General features: G+C 69.8%; 17 protein-coding genes and 1 pseudogene. 6 read left to right on the plus strand and 12 right to left on the minus strand.

Going from position 1 to position 16,739, the window contains the following annotated elements:
- Positions 1-285 precede the first annotated feature (285 nt).
- Together ACPXB1_RS18535 and ACPXB1_RS18540 are read left to right on the plus strand one after the other, a co-directional pair.
- Positions 286-606 carry a PadR family transcriptional regulator gene (locus ACPXB1_RS18535; RefSeq protein ID WP_355594813.1) on the plus strand — a complete coding sequence of 107 codons (321 nt, stop codon included), beginning with the start codon at positions 286-288 and terminating at the stop codon, positions 604-606.
- A gap of 252 nt (positions 607-858) precedes the next feature.
- On the plus strand, positions 859-1,767 hold the full coding sequence (locus tag ACPXB1_RS18540; protein WP_355594743.1) for a hypothetical protein: 909 nt from the start codon (positions 859-861) through the stop codon (positions 1,765-1,767).
- A gap of 83 nt (positions 1,768-1,850) precedes the next feature.
- Here ACPXB1_RS18540 and ACPXB1_RS18545 read toward each other — a convergent pair whose 3' ends face one another.
- Together ACPXB1_RS18545 and ACPXB1_RS18550 are read right to left on the minus strand one after the other, a co-directional pair.
- Positions 1,851-2,309, minus strand: coding sequence for a DUF4878 domain-containing protein (locus ACPXB1_RS18545; protein ID WP_355594741.1), 459 nt, complete (start codon positions 2,307-2,309; stop codon positions 1,851-1,853).
- A 280-nt stretch (positions 2,310-2,589) separates the two neighbouring features.
- Positions 2,590-3,030 (minus strand): hypothetical protein, encoded by a 441-nt coding sequence (locus ACPXB1_RS18550; RefSeq protein ID WP_355594739.1) that lies wholly within the window; start codon positions 3,028-3,030, stop codon positions 2,590-2,592.
- Positions 3,031-3,218: 188 nt separating this feature from the next.
- Here ACPXB1_RS18550 and ACPXB1_RS18555 point away from each other — a divergent pair, with 188 nt between their 5' ends.
- Complete coding sequence (locus ACPXB1_RS18555) at positions 3,219-3,659, plus strand: VOC family protein (RefSeq protein WP_355594737.1); 441 nt, start codon at positions 3,219-3,221, stop codon at positions 3,657-3,659.
- Between the two features lie 51 nt (positions 3,660-3,710).
- On the opposite strand, the gene ACPXB1_RS18560 is transcribed toward ACPXB1_RS18555, so the two are convergent.
- Entirely contained in the window at positions 3,711-4,634 is a 924-nt protein-coding gene (locus ACPXB1_RS18560) for an NADP-dependent oxidoreductase (protein ID WP_355594735.1), read from the minus strand.
- 157 nt (positions 4,635-4,791) lie between these two features.
- On the opposite strand from ACPXB1_RS18560, the gene ACPXB1_RS18565 reads away from it, so the two are divergent.
- Positions 4,792-5,154 (plus strand): MerR family transcriptional regulator, encoded by a 363-nt coding sequence (locus ACPXB1_RS18565; protein WP_355594733.1) that lies wholly within the window; start codon positions 4,792-4,794, stop codon positions 5,152-5,154.
- A 15-nt stretch (positions 5,155-5,169) separates the two neighbouring features.
- On the opposite strand, the gene ACPXB1_RS18570 is transcribed toward ACPXB1_RS18565, so the two are convergent.
- Together ACPXB1_RS18570 and ACPXB1_RS18575 are read right to left on the minus strand one after the other, a co-directional pair.
- Positions 5,170-6,078 carry an NAD-dependent epimerase/dehydratase family protein gene (locus ACPXB1_RS18570; RefSeq protein WP_355594731.1) on the minus strand — a complete coding sequence of 303 codons (909 nt, stop codon included), beginning with the start codon at positions 6,076-6,078 and terminating at the stop codon, positions 5,170-5,172.
- A 32-nt stretch (positions 6,079-6,110) separates the two neighbouring features.
- Positions 6,111-6,974 carry a helix-turn-helix transcriptional regulator gene (locus tag ACPXB1_RS18575; RefSeq protein ID WP_355594729.1) on the minus strand — a complete coding sequence of 288 codons (864 nt, stop codon included), beginning with the start codon at positions 6,972-6,974 and terminating at the stop codon, positions 6,111-6,113.
- Between the two features lie 181 nt (positions 6,975-7,155).
- On the opposite strand from ACPXB1_RS18575, the gene ACPXB1_RS18580 reads away from it, so the two are divergent.
- Positions 7,156-8,016 (plus strand): SDR family NAD(P)-dependent oxidoreductase, encoded by an 861-nt coding sequence (locus ACPXB1_RS18580; RefSeq protein ID WP_355594727.1) that lies wholly within the window; start codon positions 7,156-7,158, stop codon positions 8,014-8,016.
- Positions 8,017-8,069: 53 nt separating this feature from the next.
- Here ACPXB1_RS18580 and ACPXB1_RS18585 read toward each other — a convergent pair whose 3' ends face one another.
- From ACPXB1_RS18585 to ACPXB1_RS18610, 6 genes are all read right to left on the minus strand, one after another.
- Entirely contained in the window at positions 8,070-10,898 is a 2,829-nt protein-coding gene (locus tag ACPXB1_RS18585; RefSeq protein ID WP_355594725.1) for a PQQ-dependent sugar dehydrogenase, read from the minus strand.
- Between the two features lie 87 nt (positions 10,899-10,985).
- Positions 10,986-12,125, minus strand: a complete 1,140-nt coding sequence (locus ACPXB1_RS18590) for a ThuA domain-containing protein (RefSeq protein ID WP_425735598.1) — start codon at positions 12,123-12,125, stop codon at positions 10,986-10,988.
- Positions 12,126-12,454: 329 nt separating this feature from the next.
- Positions 12,455-13,270, minus strand: a complete 816-nt coding sequence (locus tag ACPXB1_RS18595) for a CPBP family intramembrane glutamic endopeptidase (protein WP_355594721.1) — start codon at positions 13,268-13,270, stop codon at positions 12,455-12,457.
- A gap of 37 nt (positions 13,271-13,307) precedes the next feature.
- Positions 13,308-14,051: an SAM-dependent methyltransferase gene (locus tag ACPXB1_RS18600; RefSeq protein WP_355594719.1), complete on the minus strand. Its 744-nt coding sequence runs from the start codon at positions 14,049-14,051 to the stop codon at positions 13,308-13,310.
- 4 nt (positions 14,052-14,055) lie between these two features.
- A complete protein-coding gene (locus ACPXB1_RS18605; protein ID WP_355594717.1) occupies positions 14,056-14,610 on the minus strand; it encodes an SRPBCC family protein in 555 nt (184 codons plus the stop codon).
- Entirely contained in the window at positions 14,607-14,987 is a 381-nt protein-coding gene (locus ACPXB1_RS18610) for a metalloregulator ArsR/SmtB family transcription factor (RefSeq protein WP_425735578.1), read from the minus strand. Before ACPXB1_RS18610 ends, ACPXB1_RS18605 begins: the two co-directional genes overlap by 4 nt.
- A gap of 94 nt (positions 14,988-15,081) precedes the next feature.
- On the opposite strand from ACPXB1_RS18610, the gene ACPXB1_RS18615 reads away from it, so the two are divergent.
- Complete coding sequence (locus ACPXB1_RS18615; RefSeq protein WP_355594713.1) at positions 15,082-16,185, plus strand: calcium:proton antiporter; 1,104 nt, start codon at positions 15,082-15,084, stop codon at positions 16,183-16,185.
- A gap of 156 nt (positions 16,186-16,341) precedes the next feature.
- On the opposite strand, the pseudogene ACPXB1_RS18620 reads toward ACPXB1_RS18615, so the two are convergent.
- Positions 16,342-16,737, minus strand: a pseudogene (locus ACPXB1_RS18620) (sigma factor); the annotation flags it as partial.
- Between the last annotated feature and the right edge of the window lie 2 nt (positions 16,738-16,739).

Raw genomic sequence — 16,739 nt, forward strand, 5'->3', positions numbered from 1 at the left:
GATCGGGCTGCTCTACTGACGCCGTGCGTACTCGTCTCGTTCTGTGCGCCACCTTGGCGGTGGCGGGTGTGATGACGGCAGGGGCTGGACTCGCGGTCGCCTTGGGTTACGTCGAGCAGCCGGGGCCCTTCAACGAGGCGATCCTGGGCGCAGTGGGCGGGGGAATGATCGTCGCGGGTTCCCGCCGTTGGAGGAAGCACCGCTGACCAATGCAGCGCCGAACGGCCACCGCACTCCGCGCTTGCCATACATTGATCACCGATATATGTTGTCGGCGTGAGCGAGATGCGAGAGCCGAGCTTCCTGATCCTGACCGCACTTGCCGACCAGCCACGGCACGGCTACGGGATCATTCAGGAGGTCGCGGTGCTGTCGGCGAACCGGGTCACGCTGCTCCCGGGGACCCTCTACACCGCGTTGGACCGCCTGGCTTCGCAGGGCCTCGTCGTACGGGACCGAGAAGAGATCGCCGATGGGCGCCTTCGCCGGTACTACCGGTTGACCTCGGACGGGCTGGCTGTGCTCGACGCGGAGACCGCCCGTCTGCGCTCACTCGCCGCGGCAGCGGAGCGCAAGCTGCGCATCGCCCGCCCGCGCCCGGCGTAAGTCGACGTCACCAAGGAGACCCCCATGTCACGTACGCGGGGAAGGCTCGCGCGCCGCTATCGCAGGCTGCTGCTGTGCTATCCACGCCAGTTCCGACGGACCCGCGGTGAGGAGGTCGTTGGGACACTCCTCGATCTCGCCCCGCCGGATCGGACCCGACCGACCATCCGTGAGGCGGCCAACCTGTTCCGCCACGGAATGCGGTGCCGACTGGGGCGACCGAACAGTCGCGGCGTTGTGGTGTGGGCCGCCTTGACCGCGATCGTGTGGGGACTGTTCGCCGGTGCCTTCGCTGCCCGGCTCGGGTGGGAGACCGCCCGTCCGTTGCCCAGCGCGGCCGAGGCGACGGAGCTGTTCAGTGGCGTGCTGGGTCAGGACGCGACTGGTCACGTCGGCGTGGACCCGGCGCTGTTCGTCATCTACGGGCAGCCGCTCGGCTCCGACAACCTGCATGTTCTGTTCTCGCCCGACGCTGGCGAGTACCAGCAGGGTCGCGCCATGGTGGGCCTGAGCGGCCCGGCGCAGGTGGACCACCAGGCGCTTGTCGAGTCCAGCCGAGGGTGGCTGCGCGACAACGGATGGCGTGTATCGGACGTGACCACCCGGAACAGGGTGGACTGCAACAGCTGTGACGAGTCGACGTTGCCCAGGAGCGCGGTGTTCGCCGCGTGGCGTGGGGACGACGTACTGAATCTCGAAATATCGCTCGGCAGTTCCCTGTCGGCTCCACCGAAGCCGGGGGTGACCGGCCACAACGACGAGACGTACGCCTCCGCCGAGCTGACGCGGGCAACCCCGGCAGCGGTCAAGCCTTTCGGCGTCGCAGGCTTTCTGCTCGGGACGGTGGTCGCCTGGTTGGTGTTCGGGTGGGCCAGTCGCCGCACCGAGAATCGCGGCCGGGCACTGCGCGTGCTCACCGCTGTTCTGTTCGGACTTGCCGCCGTCACGTGGTGGGTGCCGGTCCTCCTTGCCGGCCCGTCCACGGTGAGGCATCACATGGACGAGCCGCACCCGTCCTGGCACCCCATGTGGGAGTGGCTTGGGCAACCAGCTCTGGCGCCGCTGTTCGTGGTGGGGGCGGGTGCGGCGCTGCTCGCACTCATGGCGTCTGCGCTGCCCCGCCGCCACGTGGCGTCGACCAACGTGAGGCCGGCAGGTTGAGCGGCGAACCGCCGCACGGTGGTGGGGACCTGCATATGCGAACAGTCGTCACGAAGGTGAGTTGGCAGTCACGCACCTGCTGATCAGTACGGTTGGCCGCACACCTTCCAGGTGCCGTCCTCCTTCACCAGCGGGATCGCGCGCCTGTCGGTGAAGCCACTGTCCAGCTTCAAGGCCATGTTCACGGTCCCCGAGGTACGCCCGTTGACTGTCGACACGTTGACGCCGTTGACCTTGTGGCTTTGGATCTGTGGCTGCCTGGCGACGCCCTGGACGAACGTGTCCTTCGTGAAATTCCTGCGCGTGTCGCTGCACAGCAGTTCGTACGCCGCCGCCGCGTCGCCGGCCTCCAACTCGCTCACGAAGGACTCGGCAGCCTGCCGGGCCGGGTCGGTTGCGGCCTTGATGCCCTTGAACAGGAAGAAGCCGCCGGTGCCGACGCCGGCGCAGCACAGTACGACGACCACGCCCACGACGATCAGCACGGTCCGCAGCGTCCGCCGCTTGGGTGGTGGTGGGGGCACCTGGTACGGGTAGGTCATAGGTAGCGACGGTAGGGGACGCGAGAAAGTCTCGATCCCCCCGAACGGTTGATCTTGCCGTGGCGGTTCGCCCGTCCGTTCGGTCGGGCGCGCATCGGCACGTCCATCGGCGACCACCCGCATCGATGCGCCATGGTGGACGGCCAGCCGGCAGATATCGACGACCGGCCCCTCTGCTGTGATCCTGCTGTGGCCCGGCTGTGGGTCGTTGGAGTTCAACTGCCCCCGATCAGTGGTGCCGTCGGCTCATCCCGCCCAGCACACTCCCGGAGGTGACCACTTACCCGGCGAAAAAGAAGATCGGCAATCTCGGTGCCGTTGGTATCGCCGCCGCGATCTCGGTCTTACTGTGCTGCGGCGTCGGCACCATAGGGGCGCTCACCACCGACGACAGTGACAAGAAGCCCACCGCGGCGGCGACACGAACCGCTCCGACGGCCAGCGACCGTCTCGCGGAAGACGCGAGTGCCACGCCGGACGCGCCGCCGTCGGCGATCCCGGAGCCTGCCACGTCGAGCCCGACACCGGACCCGCAGGGCACAAGTGGTGAGCCGACACCTCGGCCGAACGCGAAGCCGACGACCACCAAACCCAAGCCGAAGACGACGACGGCAGCACCCAGGCCGAAGCCCACGACGGCGAAGCCGAAACCGAAGCCCACGACGGCGAAGCCGAAACCGCCTTCGCTGGCGACGGTGCATCCCGGGGCTTTCTGCTCCAAGCAGGGAGCGCGTGGTGTGACAAAGACCGGTAAGTCGATGGTGTGTACGACCACCGCGACGGATTCCAAGAAGCGGTGGCGAGCGGCGTAGTCCCAGGCGACGATGGTGTCGAGAACGGGAACGCGGCTTCGTCTCCGAGGTGGATGCGGTCACGGTGGCCGTACGCGACCAAGGGGAAAGATCCGGCATGGCGATTCAGCGGATGGACAACGTCCTCATCGTTGTCGAAGACCTCGACGCCGTCATCTCGTTCTTCGTCGAACTCGGCATGGAGCTTGAAGGCAGAGGGCCCGTCGAGGGTCGTTGGGTGGAGCGCGTCATCGGGGTCGACGGCGTCCGGCAGGACGTGGCGATGCTGCGCACACCCGACGGGCACGGCAAGGTGGAGTTGGCGATGTTCCACACGCCGACGGCGATCAGCAGCGAGCCGAGGCACGCCCCGGCGAACACGGTCGGCATTCGTCGAATCATGTTCGCCGTCGACGACATCGAGGACGTCGTTGCCTGCCTGCGTACGCACGGTGCCGAACTCGTCGGGGAGGTGGCGCAGTACGAGGAGAGCTACCGGCTCTGCTACGTCCGTGGCCCGGAGGGCATCATCGTCGGCCTGGCCCAACAGCTGACGTGAGGTGCCGTCGGCGGGGCGGCGCGTTTTGTCTGCGCCACCCCGCCGGGGATCTCACCCGAGTGCGATGACCAGCTTGCCGGTGGTGTGACCGGTCTCGACGGCCGCCACCGCCTGGGCGCTCTGGTCGAAGGTGAACGTGCGCGTGATGTGCGGATCGATGGTGCCGTCGACCATCAGCGCGGCGACAGCCTCAAGCGACGTCCTGCCGAGCCGGCGGTCCACGAACTCGCCACCCAGCTCACTCACCGCGTAGTCGGCGGCCGACAGCAGCTGCCGAACATCCTTCACCAGCCCGGCGACCGAGCGCAGGGAGTCGCCGCCGACGAGGTCGAACAGCCCGTCGACGCCGGTCGGAGCGAGCGCGCGCACCTGTCCCGGGATGTCGCCGGCGGTGTAGTCGACGAAGGCGACGCCGAGCGCCTCGGCCACCGTCCGCTTGCTGTCGCTGCCCGTTCCGATGACCGTCAGTCCCCGCGCTCGGGCAAGCTGTGCGGTGGCGAGGCCGGTGCTGCCACCGACACCGTTGATCAGCAGTGTCGAGCCTGCCGGCAGGTCGAGCCGGTCGAGCCCGTCGAGGGCTGTCGTACCGGACACCGGCACTGTCGCCGCCCACTCGTAGGGCAACGACTCCGGCTTGCGGGCCACGTTCTCGGCCGGCAGGACCGTCGTCTCGGCGTACGTGCCGGCGCCGCTGAGCGCGAACCCGAACACCGCGTCGCCCACCTGGAGATCGGTGACGCCGGCCCCGGTCGCGAGAACATCGCCGGCGGCCTCCATTCCCATCACCTGCGGGAACGGCACGTGCCCGTTGAGCGCCGGGACGGCGCCGGAGCGGAGCAGGTGGTCGAGGCGTGCCACCCCGGCTGCCCGGACCCGGATGAGGACCTCATTGTCGGCGGGCTTCGGGTCGGGTCGGTCGAAGTACTGCTGGACCTCGGGGCCACCGAATGCGTGGTAGCCAAATGCGCGGCTCATCGTCGCTCTCCTCCATCTGTTGACGACTGGCGACGCTATTTGCTGACGTTGACGTCAGAGGCAACACCACGTGGCCCGCGTCACACGTCGGCCGAGGCGGCCGGCGCTAGGGTCGTTCCTGACGGTGACGTCAGAGATAGGACCGGAAGGGGTGCTCGTGCGAATCGGCGAGGTGGCGGAGCGCTCCGGGGTCAGCGTGCGCGCCCTGCGCTACTACGAGGAGCAGGGTCTGTTGCAGGCCGACCGCAGCGCGAGCGGGCAGCGACACTACGGCGTGGCAGCGGTGGACCGGGTGCACCTCATCCAGCAGCTCTACGCCGCCGGCCTGTCGAGCCGGGACATCCTCGAACTGCTCCCGTGCGTCTACACCGGCAGCGCCACCCCCGACATGATCGCCAGGCTCACCGCCGAGCGCGACCGCATCGACAGCCAACTGCGCGGCCTCACCGAGGCCCGGGAACGGCTCGACTCGGTGCTCCGCACCGCGTACCAGCACCTGGACCGGGACGCCGTCGCCTGAGGACGCACCGCAGGCCTAGGCGGTGAATGTCTCGCTCAGGGCCGGACCCAGCGGTCGGCCGGTCGTCGGCTCGATGAACAACTCAGCGAGCAGGAGGTCGGCGAGGTAGGTCGGGTTGACGCCCGATTCCTTGCGGCCGAGGGCCTGTAGCGCGCCGCCGAGGCGTAGGGCGGCCTTCGCCGCGCCGGACGGCATCCGCGAGACCCGCCGGGGCCGGCCCACCGCCGTGGCGATGCGTCCGATCATGTCGTTCCAGGTCAGGTTCTCGTCGGCCACCGGGATGTCGTCGCCGCTGGCCCTCTCCAGGGCATCCACCGTGACCTCGGCGACGCTGCGCGCCGAGGCTGCGGCGCTTCCGCCGGTAGGGGCGACCAGAGGTGTACGCGAGCGCGCCCACCGGTCCAGCGGTCCGGCCCAGTTGGGCAGCCGGTCACCGGCGCGGCCGAAGACGAACGGCAGTTCGAGGACGGTGACCGGCAGATCGGGGCCGGCGGCCTCCCGTCCCTCCCGGGCCTGCTCCACCCGGCACCGGATGTACGTGTGCCGCTCGGCGAGCCGCCACTGCGGATGCAGCCTGTCGAAATAGGTGTAGTACGAGCCCATGACGACGCCTCGGGTGAGGCCCTCCAGGCGCGCGGCGGTGAACAGGCGCACGACAGGCTCGACGTTGTCGTGGCGGAACTGCGGATAGATCGGCTTGGGCAGCGGTCGTTGCTCGTCGGTGCGGGTGGCGTAGACGACACCGTCATGGTCGGCGAGCAGCGGGCGCAGTTCGTCGACCGAGGCGGACTCCACGTCGACAAGGTGGTCGACACCCGGATTGGCGGTACGCGCCACAGTGGTCGCGGTGTGCCCCCGCTCGCGCAGCACCTCCACGACATGCGCGCCGATCAGACCACTGCCACCCACCACGAGAATCCGCACGATGCATCGTCCACTCTGGATGCCGGTGCTTGTCAAGTGACAGTCGTCCGGGTGGCCTCCGCTGTGTTCTGCGTCGCCCAGAGCGCGAGCAGGCGCATGTTGTCGTGTGAGCTGCTGCCGGGATCGGTGTTGTAGACGAAGAGCGTCTGGTCATCGTCGCCCGGCAGCGTCAGCGCCTCGTACCTGATGGTGATGGGCCCCACGGCGGGGTGGATCATGTGTTTGGTGCCGTGGGTCCGCTCGTGCACCCGATGGTTGTCCCACCAGGTGCGGAACTGCGGGCTCTTGATGGTCAGCTCGCCGACGAGTTCGTTGAGCTGAGGGTCGTCGGGGAAGCGGCCGGCGTAGAGGCGCAGGGTGCCCACGACGTCGGCCGCCACTGTCGCCCAGTCGGTGTAGACCTCGCGGGCGGCGGGGTCGAGGAGGACCCACCGGGTGTAGTTGCGCTCGCGGGGTGGCAGTCGGGGCCAGTCGGTGAGCAGGGTGCGCGCCAGCAGGTTCGACGCGAGGACGTCGGTGCGGCGGCCGACGATGAACGCCGGGTGGTCGACCATCGACGCGATCAGCTGGTGCATTGCGGGCCGTACCCGCTGCCCCGGCACCTCCCCGGTGCGGTGCCGGGCCGGCCGGGCCAGGTCGGCGAGGTGGGCCCGGGCGGCGGCCTCAAGCCGGAAGACCCGCCCCAACGCGTCGAGGACCGCCTCCGACGGGCTCGTGTGCCGGCCCTGTTCGAGCCGGGTGTAGTAGTCGACGCTCACCCCGGCGAGCTGCGCCACCTCCTCCCGGCGCAGGCCGCGGACGCGCCTGCCGGACTGCTCGACGAAGCCCGCCGCCTCCGGCGTCGTGTCGGCCCGGCATTTCCGCAGGAAGTCGCCCAGCTCTGTCCGTCGCGCCATGCCGTCAATCATCGCGCGCGTCGCGGCGAACGCCCAGGCGCTGGGTGGGCATGGCATTCCCCGGTACGGCTGGGCCCGGCCAGGGGTGTCCGGGTCCGCCCACCCGGCAGCAGCATGAAATGCGTTCCCGGCAGTGCCAGCGCTGCTCAAGCTGCCACACCAGTCACAAGGGAGAACTTCGATGGCCTACCCCACCACCCGACCCGCCACCTGGTTCGTCACGGGCACCTCCCGTGGGCTCGGCCTGGAGTTGGTCAAGCAGCTCCTCGAGCGGGGCGACAACGTCGCGGCGACGACCAGGTCGGCCGAGCGTCTCGACGCGGCACTGGCCTCCGTGGACCGGTCCCGGCTGCTGCCGATCGAGGTCAGCCTCACCGACGAGGCGGCGGTAGCGGCGGCGATCGGCTCGACCGTCGAGCGGTTCGGCGCGATCGACGTGGTGGTGAACAACGCCGGCTACGGCTTTCTCGCCGCCGTCGAGGAGGTCACCGACGCCGACGCCCGGCAGATGTTCGACGTGCAGATCTTCGGACTCTGGAACGTTCTCCGTGCCGTGCTGCCGCACCTGCGCGAGCAGGGCAGCGGCCACATCATCAACGTCTCCTCGATCCTCGGCCTGACCTCGTTTCCGGGCTGGGGCCTCTACTGCGCCGGGAAGTACGCCCTGGAAGGGCTGACCGAGTCGCTGGCCGCGGAGGTCGGCGGGTTCGGTGTGCGGGTCAACCTCGTGGAGCCGGGCTACATGCGGACCGACTTCCTGCGTACGGAATCGCTTGGCCTGCCGTCGGGGACCGTGGCCGGCTACGAGTCGATCCGGGAGATGACCGAGGCGCACCTGGCGATGCCCGGCACCCAACTCGGTGACCCGGTGCGGGCCGCGACAGCCATCATCGAGGTCGCCGTCTCGGGTAGGGCGCCGCTGCACCAGCTGCTCGGCTCGGATTCCTACTCGCTCGCCAGGGCCCGGATCGACTCGCTGAGCGCCGACGTCGAGGCGGGTCGCGAGCTGGCGTACACGACTGACATCCCGCAGCAGAGCTGAGCGCCGTGACGTGGGCCCGGCCCGGACACTGTCCGGGCCGGGCCCACGTGCACTCAGCCGGTCAGGATGAACCTCTCCCAGGAGCCGACCGACGTGCGGTTGGCGATCAACGACCCCGCCCCGGCGTTCTCGGCGGCCACGATCTGGTTGTTGACAGTGGCTCGCAGGCTGACCGTCCCGTCGGTGTTGGTGATGAGCTGGAACGTCTCCCACGCGCCGATCGTCGTGCGGTTGGCGACAAGCGGTTCGGCGCCCGCGTTCTCGGCGCACACGTACAGGCCGCTGGCGCGCGACCGCAGGGCGATGGTGCCGTTGCCGGCGTCCACCCTGTCGAACTGCTCCGTCGACCCGACTGTGGCCTTGTTGGCGATCAGCGCTGTGGTGCCGACCGCCGACACGTACTGGTTGTTCACCTGCGCCCGCAGGCTGATCCCTGCGGTGCCACCAGGGGTGCCGGTGGTAAACGTGAACGCGTCCACGTCGAACAGGTAGCCGGACCCACCCTTGAAGACCAGGTACAGCGTGGTCGTCGAGGCGGGCGGGTTGGTGATGGCGCCGGACACCTCGGTGAAGGTCTCCCAGCTGCCGGTCACCGGCACCGTGACGGTGCCCAGCAGTGTGCCGGTCGCCGACCCGGCCCGGACCTCGACGGTGCCGCCGGCACCGGCTGACGACGCCCGCACGGTGAAGCGCGTCGCGTTGGACAGGTTGTACGGCTGGTACGAGATCCAGTCGTTGTTCTCGATGAACCCGGCGGTGCGGCCACCTTCGGCGCTCGTGTGCTCGGTGACCTGGACACCCGACTGGGCGCCGAAGTGCTCACCCTGGCGGTGCTTGGGTTGTAGCGTCTTGATGCTGTGCGTGGTCAGCCCACCGTTGTCTGTGTACGCGGCGTCGAAGACCCCGTAGATGTTTGCCGCCGAGTCGTGCTCACCGTCGGTCGGGACGGTGATCGAGCCGCTGCACCCGTTCTTCGAGGTGATCTGGTGGGCGTGGCTGTCGTGACCCAGCGCGTAGGTCAGGCTCACCTTGGTGCAGTCGATCGTGCCGTCCTGCGGGTCGCTCACGCTGATCTGGTACGACACCGTGTCACCGAAGCTGAACAGCTGCCCGTCGGCCGGCGAGGTGAGCGTGACCGTCGGTGCCGTGTTCCCGACTGTGACGACCAGACTCGCCGTGCCGGACAGCCCGGCCGGGTCGGTGACCTTCAACGTGGGGGAGTACGTGCCGTTCGTGGTGTACGTCTTGGTGGGGTTCGCCGCCGTCGACGTGGTGCCGTCACCGAACGTCCACAGGTAGCTCAGCGCCCCACCCTCGGGGTCGGAGCTGCCCGCCGACGAGAAGTTGACGGTCAGCGGGTTGGCCCCCGACGTGGGGTTGGCCGAGGCGACGGCGATCGGGCTGCGGTTGCCACCACCGATGTACTCGATCCGGAACAGCGCCTGGTTGTTGGAGCCGGTGCCGTAGTCCAGCACGTAGAGCGCGCCGTCCGGGCCGAAGGCCATGTCCATGACCTGGGTTCCGGACCACGGGAAGTTGGAGATCTCCCCACGGGAGCCGTCGGAGTTGACGGCGATGGCCTTGATCCAGCGGCGGCCGTACTCACCGGCGAAGAACTGCCCGTTCAGCGAGGCGGGGAACTTGATGCTGGAGTTGAGCGAGGCGTCGTACCGGTAGACCGGTCCGCCCATCGGGGACTCCGAGCCGCTGCCGAACTCCGACGGCGAACCGGAGTCACCCGCGTACTTGATCCAGGCCGGTTTCGCCGCGGGCAGCGTGCCGAGGCCCGTGTTGCGGAACGAGTTGTTGGTCGGCCCGCCCGTGCAGTTGTACTTCGACTGCGACGGGCCGGACGGGAAGGTGTATTCATTGTATGTTTCGGCGCTCGTGTTGGTGCCCGTGCAGTACGGCCAGCCGAAGTTGCCGGGCGCGGTGATGCGGTTGAACTCCACCTGACCCTGGGGCCCCCGGCTGGAGTTCGTGGATCCGGCGTCCGGGCCGTAGTCGCCGAGGTAGACGACGCCGGTGGCCTTGTCGACGCTCATCCGGAACGGGTTGCGCAACCCCATCGCGTAGATCTCGGGGCGGGTGTTCGCAGTCCCGGGCGCGAACAGGTTGCCCGACGGAATCGTGTACGTGCCGTCGGACTGCGGCTTGATCCGCAGCAGCTTGCCCCGCAGGTCGTTGGTGTTGGCCGCCGTGCGCTGGGCGTCGAACTGCGGGTTGCGGTTGGTTCGCTCGTCAAGCGGCGCGTAGCCGGACGACTCGAAAGGGTTGGTGTCGTCGCCGGTGGTCAGGTACAGGTTGCCGGCGGCGTCGAAGTCCAGGTCACCGCCGACGTGGCAGCACTGCCCACGGTCGTTGACGACCTGCAGCACGATCTTCTCGCTGCCCATGTTGAGCGTGTCGTCGCTGTTGAGGGTGAACCGGGACAACCGCAGGTGCCCCTTCCACCGGTCCCAGTCCGACTGCGAGCCGGTGGTGGGTGCGTCCCCGGACGGCGTGCTCAACGTGGGGGAGTAGTAGAGGTAGATCCACCGGTTGGTGGCGAAGTTGGGGTCGACGGCGACGCCCTGCAACCCCTCCTCGTCGTGGGTGTAGACCGACAGGGTGCCGGAGACCTTCGTGTTGCCAGCCACGTCGGTGACCCGCAGCACGCCGTTGCGGGCGGTGTGCAGGACCGAGCGGTTGGGCAGGACTGCCAGGGACATGGCCTCACCCAGCTCCGCCGAGCCGGTGGCGAGTTTGACCTGCTGGTAGTCGGAGGCGGGGATCACCACCGCCTGGGCGGGGGCTGGTGCCGCAACGGCCAGGAGCACGCCCGCGGCGGCGGTGAACGCCGCGACGAGGGCCCGGGGCCAGCGCCGGGGGTACGAGAGCATAGATCGTCCTTCCTCGACGATCCGGGGCCGGGGCGTGCGGGGGCGCACCACGGCCGAAAGGGTGGTGGAGAACGCGTCGAGGCGCTGTCAGTTGGTGGTGACGAGGTCGAACTTCTCCCACTGCCCGATGGAGGTCCGGTTGGCGATCAGCGGAGAGGAGCCCCCGTTGTCGGCGGCGACGTACCGGTTGTTGACCGTGGCGCGCAGGCTCACCGTGCCGTCGGAGTTGCGCACCAGCTGGAACGTCTCCCAGGCGCCGGCGGTGGCACGGTTGGCGATCAGCGCGGCGGCACCGGCGTTCTCGGCCGCGACGTACTGCCCGTTGCTCTTGGCTCGCAGCGCCACGTTGCCGTTGGCGAGGTTGACCAGGTCGAACCGCTCGCTGGTGCCGACGGAGGTCTTGTTGGCGATCAGCGCGGTGGTCGAGTTGGGCGCGCTCACGTACTGGTTGTTGGCGCGGGCCCGCAGGGTCGAGCCGCTGACGGTGGGCGGCGGGGTGGTCGTACGCGGGGAGCAGTCGGCGGTCACCGAACCAGCGGCGACCTGGATGCCGCCGAGCAGCATCCGGGTGAAGTTCGGGTCGGTGTACGACGCCTCGGTGTGCCCGAGACCCGTGTACCAGGCCCGCCCGCCGCCGTACGCCTTGCACCAGGTGATCGGGTGGTCGCCGCTCATGTTGCCGCCGCTGTAGGACGACTCGTCGAGGCTGGCCAGGACCCGCGCGCTGGACCGGGGGTTGGTGCGGTAGTTGTACCACTCGTCCGAGCGCACCCAGGTGCTGCCGAGGTGGGCGGTCGACGGGTTGGTCTGGTCCTCGATCCGCACGGTCGCGGTCTGGATCGCCGGGTGCGAGTCGAACCACGCGCCGACCAGCGAGCCGTACCACGGCCAGCTGTACTCGGTGTCGGCCGCCGCGTGCACGCCGACATAGCCGCCGCCGGCGGCGATGTACGCCTCGAACGCCGACTGCTGACTGGCGTTGAGGACGTCACCGGTCGTGGACATGAAGACCACCGCTTGGTATTGGGCCAGGTTGGAGGTGGTGAACTGGCCGGCGTCCTCGGTCGAGGTCACTGTGAACCCGTTGTTGGCGCCGAGCTGCTGGATCGCGGCAATGCCGTTCGGGATGGAGGAGTGGCGGAAGCCCGCGGTCTTGCTGAACACCAGGACCTTGGTCAGGGGGGCGGCCGCGGCCGGGGCCGGTAGGGCGACGAGGCTGGCCAGCATCACGGCCAGGCCGGTGATGAGTGCCAACACACGGGGACGGGAACGCATGGTTGTGCTCCTCTGCTGAGCGGCGACCCCGGATGTGCCTGCGGGCACGCCAGGGCCAGGTGGCGGTGGTGCGGAAGCCAAGCCGCCGATGCTCGGCCGAGGTGGTGTGGTCGTGCCCGAACGGTGCGCGGGGAGCCAGCCGACGGCTCCGAGCGACCATTGTGAGCGTTCACAGTATATCGATTGTCGTCGCTGACGCAGTAAACCTCTGATGTATGAGCGTCGTCAAGCGCGCGCCCGGCTGCGTCCACGGGTTGGAATCCGGCCGGTGCCGGGACGCCTCAGGAATCGGCCTCCGGGCGGACGGCACGCCAGTCCAGGCGGTCCCGGTAGAGGTGTCGCACGACGGTCCAACCGACCGCGAACGGTATGGCCCCCATCGCGACGCTGCCCAGGACGTCGGCGCCCCGCACGTCGAAGACGCCGCCCACGTCCCCGAACAGTTGGGCGACTGTCTGGAAGGCGACGTGGAAGCCGATGCCCGCCCAGATGTCGCCGGTGGCGGCGCGGAAGCCACCAAGCAGCAGCGCGAAGACGAAGAAGAGCAGCAGCCGGTCGGGGGACCGGGCGGCTCCGACGAGGAACCCGAAGCCGGTGAACAGCGCGGCCTGCCCGACAGCCGCCTGCCAGGCCGGCAACCGGGTGGCGAGGGAGTGTTGCAGGTAGCCACGGAAGACCAGTTCCTCCGGCAGCGCCTCGTACAGGAAGACGAGCACGACCAGCAGGGCCGCCACGCGCACGGCGTCGCCCACCGACGTCCGCAGGCTGATCTGGACCCAGCCGAGGCCGAGGCAGAGCGCGAACCCGACAGCGGCCGGGACGAGCCAGCAGGCCATGCCGAGCAGCAGGCGCCGCCAGCCGACCCGCAGCGATGGCAGCCCGAGCCCGGCCCACGGACGCCGGTCCAGCAGACGCCGGGCGGCCACCACCAGGGGTACGACAAGCGCCGTCGTGAGGACGGCCCGGACGACGTGGGTCGTGCGGCTGTAGTCGCGGCCGAGCAGGGCATCGTGATAGAGGAACAGCCACACCAGCACGGTGCCGGCGAACACGACGAGGACCCGCCAGTGCAGGGCGAGGCGAGGTCGGCCGCTCACCCCGCGCAGCGTAGCCACCGGGGTCAACGACTGGCGGTCAGTGACCCAGGACGAGGTACGCGAGGCCGACGACGCCCCGGTAGTCGCCGACGTACTGGCGTAGCCGGTCGTCGAGTTCGGCGCGGACCTGCGCCGCGCGGGGATCCTGCGGGTACGTCAGCAGCCACTCCTGACGGCCTGCCAGCCAGGTGGACTCGAAGTCGTCCCACTCGCGCTGGTCGGCGGTGCTCACGTGCAGCATCCGCCAGCCGCGCTCCCGAGTCGTCTCGACGAGGCCCGCGAGGTCCGTCATGTCCGCGCCGAAGATCTGCTCGGCCGCCGCCGTGGGGTCGCGCTGCCAGTAGGCAGTGCCGAACAGCAGCCGACCGCCCGGCCGGACAACCTTGGCCAGCGCGTCGAGGGCCGCGCCGGTGCCGCCGAAGGCGTGCGCCGAGCCGATGCACAGGACCCGGTCGGCCGGCTCCTGCCAGGCCGCCGCTTCCCCCATCACGAATGCGACGTGCCGGTTCAGCGACCGGCCGGCGGCGAGTGCGCGCCCCCGGGCGAGGGCGGCCTCGTCGGTGTCGACGCCGACCCCCCTTGTCGCGACCGGGCCGGCCACGCCACCGGCGGCGACGGCCCTGAGCAGCAGCTCACCCCAACCACACCCGAGATCGAGTACGCGCGCGCCGGGCCGGACGTCGAGTCGCCGCAGCAGTAGGGCTGCGTGCTCCTCCGACAGCGGCGTGTTCCAGCGCATCCGCGCGTAGCGGCTGGTGGCGAGGTGGTCGGTGGATCGCATCGGATCAGGGTGTCAAGCCCTGATCAGCGGCGCGCAGCGGGTCCGGTGTGGCGGGTGCCGCCGGGGCGGCGGCGAGCGCCTGGTAGTAGGACTGCATCGCCGGGTGGTAGTCGTCGAAGGCCGGTCGGGGCGAGCCGTCCCGGGAGGCGACGAGCATGTCCAGGTAGTACTCCCATCCCGCGCCCGTTTCGGCGACGCCGTCGAGGCTGGTGAGGTGCTGGGTGAACCGCAGGTGGGTGGTGCCGTCGGTCTCGGTCAGCGCCATGTCCAGCAGCCAGGCGCCGTAGCTGTCGACAATCGACACGGCGAGGTGTCGCTGCGGTTCGCACTCCTCGATGCGGACCTCGCACCAGGGCTGCTCCTCCTCGTACGCCATCTGGACCCGGATGGTCCGGCCCGGCGCGGCGTCGCCCTCCCAGGGGCCGAACCACCGGGCGGTGCGTTCTGGCTCGGTCAGGCTGGCCCACACGTCCGCCGCCGGTGCGCGAAATGTGCGGGTGAGGACGAGATCATGGCCGGTGGCGGTGCGGAACAGGCGTCCGCCTGGTGTGCGGGTCATGCCGTGTGCTCCCTTCGGTGCTCCGCCGGGCCGCGGGCGCGGCTCTCTCGGCGGGTGCGATAGACCTCGGTCTCCAGCGCGTCGAGGTGCTGCTCCCACGGCGCGGGCGTGGCGAGATCGGCGAGCCAGTCGAGCAGTTCGGCGAGCGGGCCGGTGTCGAGCCGGTAGATCCTCCTGCGGCCGACCAGGTCGTCGCGGACCAGTCCGCTTTCGCGCAGCACGCGCAGGTGGCGGCTGATAGCGGGTCGGCTGATGGCGAACTGCTCGGCGATCTCGCCCGCGGGCAGCGGCGCGTCGCGCAGCAGGGTCAGGATGCGTCGCCGTACCGGGTCCGCGATCGCGGCGGCCACCTCGTCCACCCGGAAAGTGTAACCCATCGGTTACGGATAACTTCTGTGGAGATTTCCAACACTCCCAGTCGCCCCCGTCGATGGTGGCGACATGATCACCTGACCTGGCACTCTTGAACGTATGCCAGCAGCCCTGCTCCGATTCCGCATGTCCGACTGGACTGTCGCCGTGCCTGTGCTCGCGGTGCTCATGCTGATCGTGACCTGGGGACGAGAACTTTCCGGCCCCATCGTGGTGGTGGTGGCGGCGCTGCTGGGAGGTGCGGTTCTCGCGGCCGTGCACCACGCCGAGGTGGTCGCGCACCGGGTTGGTGAGCCGTACGGGTCGCTGGTGCTCGCCGTCGCGGTCACCGTCATCGAAGTGGCCCTGATCGTCACGTTGATGATCAGCGGGCCGGAGAAGACACAGTCGCTCGCCCGGGACACCGTCTTCGCCGCTGTCATGATCACCTGTAACGGCATACTCGGCCTGTCGCTGCTGCTCGGAGCGCTGCGCCGACGGGTGGCCGTGTTCAACCCGGAGGGCACCGGCGGGGCGCTGGCCACCGTGATCACCCTGGCCACGCTGAGCCTTGTCATCCCGACCTTCACCACTGCCCGGCCCGGCCCGGAGTTCAGCCCGGCCCAGCTCGCCTTCGCCGCCGTCGCCTCACTGGCCCTGTACGGGCTGTTCGTGCTCGTGCAGACCGGCCGGCACCGCGACTACTTCCTGCCGGTCGACAGCCGGGGCAAGGTCATCGAGACGGAGGAGCACGCCAAACCGCCCTCGAACCGTGCGGCGCTGGTCAGCCTCGGCCTGCTGCTTGTGGCGCTGGTAGCGGTGGTCGGCGACGCCAAGACCGTCTCGCCGACCATCGAGGCCGCTGTGGCGGGGGCGAACCTGCCGCACGCGTTCGTCGGCGTGATCATCGCCCTGCTGGTGCTGCTGCCGGAGACCCTTGCCGCCGGCCGTGCCGCCCGCCGCGACCGCGTCCAGATCAGCCTCAATCTGGCGCTCGGCTCCGCGATGGCAAGCATCGGCCTGACCATCCCGGCCATCGCTATCGCCTCGATCTGGCTCGACGGGCCGCTGCTGCTCGGCCTCGGCGGCACCCAGCTCGTCCTGCTCGCGCTGACCGCCGTGACAGCGGTCCTGACGGTGGTCCCGGGCCGGGCCAACGTGTTGCAGGGTGGCGTGCACCTGGTGCTGCTGGCCGCCTTCGTCTTCCTGGCCGCCAGCCCCTGATACCGACTCGTCCAACGGAGGGGTTCCCGGTCACTCAACCAGGAATCCCTCCGTTCGTCTCTGCCGGTGGATCGCCGGAGAGGCGGTCCGCGCGGGCGTTCAGGTAGCGCTGCTGGGCGAGGTTCGTCGACAACGCCGCCGCCAGCCGGTACGCCTCGCGCGCAGCGTGAGCGCGATCTGCGAGGCAGGTGTGAGCGCCGGATGGCAGCACAGGAACAGCAGGATGAGCGTGTCGTCGGCGTCCTCCGGCGGCCGGTCGGCGGGCGGCGCCAGCCACCGCTCCGGCGGCGTCCACCGCGCCACGGTGTCCTCCCGCCGCATCCGGGCCTGGTCACGACGCAACAGGTCGGTAAGCCGCCGGGACGCCACGGTGATCAGCCAGCCGCGCGGATTGTCCGGTACGCCGTCACGCGGCCACCCGACCGCCGCCGCGATCAGCGCCTCCTGCACCGCGTCCTCGGCGGTGTCGAAGTGCCCGAAGCGGCGGACGAGCGCGCCGAGGACCTGCGGCGCCAGGCTGCGCAGCAGGTCCTCGACAGGTGTTTCCGGCACCG

Origin of the sequence: Micromonospora sp. DT68, assembly GCF_049847245.1 — a bacterium.
In the GTDB taxonomy this organism is placed as follows: Bacteria; Actinomycetota; Actinomycetes; order Mycobacteriales; family Micromonosporaceae; genus Micromonospora; species Micromonospora profundi.

Coding starts and splice junctions, on each gene's coding strand:
- ACPXB1_RS18535 (WP_355594813.1), top strand. CDS start 286: ATGCGAGAGCCGAGCTTCCTGATCCTGACCGCACTTGCCGACCAGCCA.
- ACPXB1_RS18545 (WP_355594741.1), bottom strand. CDS start 2,309: ATGACCTACCCGTACCAGGTGCCCCCACCACCACCCAAGCGGCGGACG.
- ACPXB1_RS18555 (WP_355594737.1), top strand. CDS start 3,219: ATGGCGATTCAGCGGATGGACAACGTCCTCATCGTTGTCGAAGACCTC.
- ACPXB1_RS18560 (WP_355594735.1), bottom strand. CDS start 4,634: ATGAGCCGCGCATTTGGCTACCACGCATTCGGTGGCCCCGAGGTCCAG.
- ACPXB1_RS18575 (WP_355594729.1), bottom strand. CDS start 6,974: ATGGCGCGACGGACAGAGCTGGGCGACTTCCTGCGGAAATGCCGGGCC.
- ACPXB1_RS18580 (WP_355594727.1), top strand. CDS start 7,156: ATGGCCTACCCCACCACCCGACCCGCCACCTGGTTCGTCACGGGCACC.
- ACPXB1_RS18585 (WP_355594725.1), bottom strand. CDS start 10,898: ATGCTCTCGTACCCCCGGCGCTGGCCCCGGGCCCTCGTCGCGGCGTTC.
- ACPXB1_RS18590 (WP_425735598.1), bottom strand. CDS start 12,125: ATGCTGGCCAGCCTCGTCGCCCTACCGGCCCCGGCCGCGGCCGCCCCC.
- ACPXB1_RS18600 (WP_355594719.1), bottom strand. CDS start 14,051: ATGCGATCCACCGACCACCTCGCCACCAGCCGCTACGCGCGGATGCGC.
- ACPXB1_RS18605 (WP_355594717.1), bottom strand. CDS start 14,610: ATGACCCGCACACCAGGCGGACGCCTGTTCCGCACCGCCACCGGCCAT.
- ACPXB1_RS18610 (WP_425735578.1), bottom strand. CDS start 14,987: ATGGGTTACACTTTCCGGGTGGACGAGGTGGCCGCCGCGATCGCGGAC.
- ACPXB1_RS18615 (WP_355594713.1), top strand. CDS start 15,082: ATGCCAGCAGCCCTGCTCCGATTCCGCATGTCCGACTGGACTGTCGCC.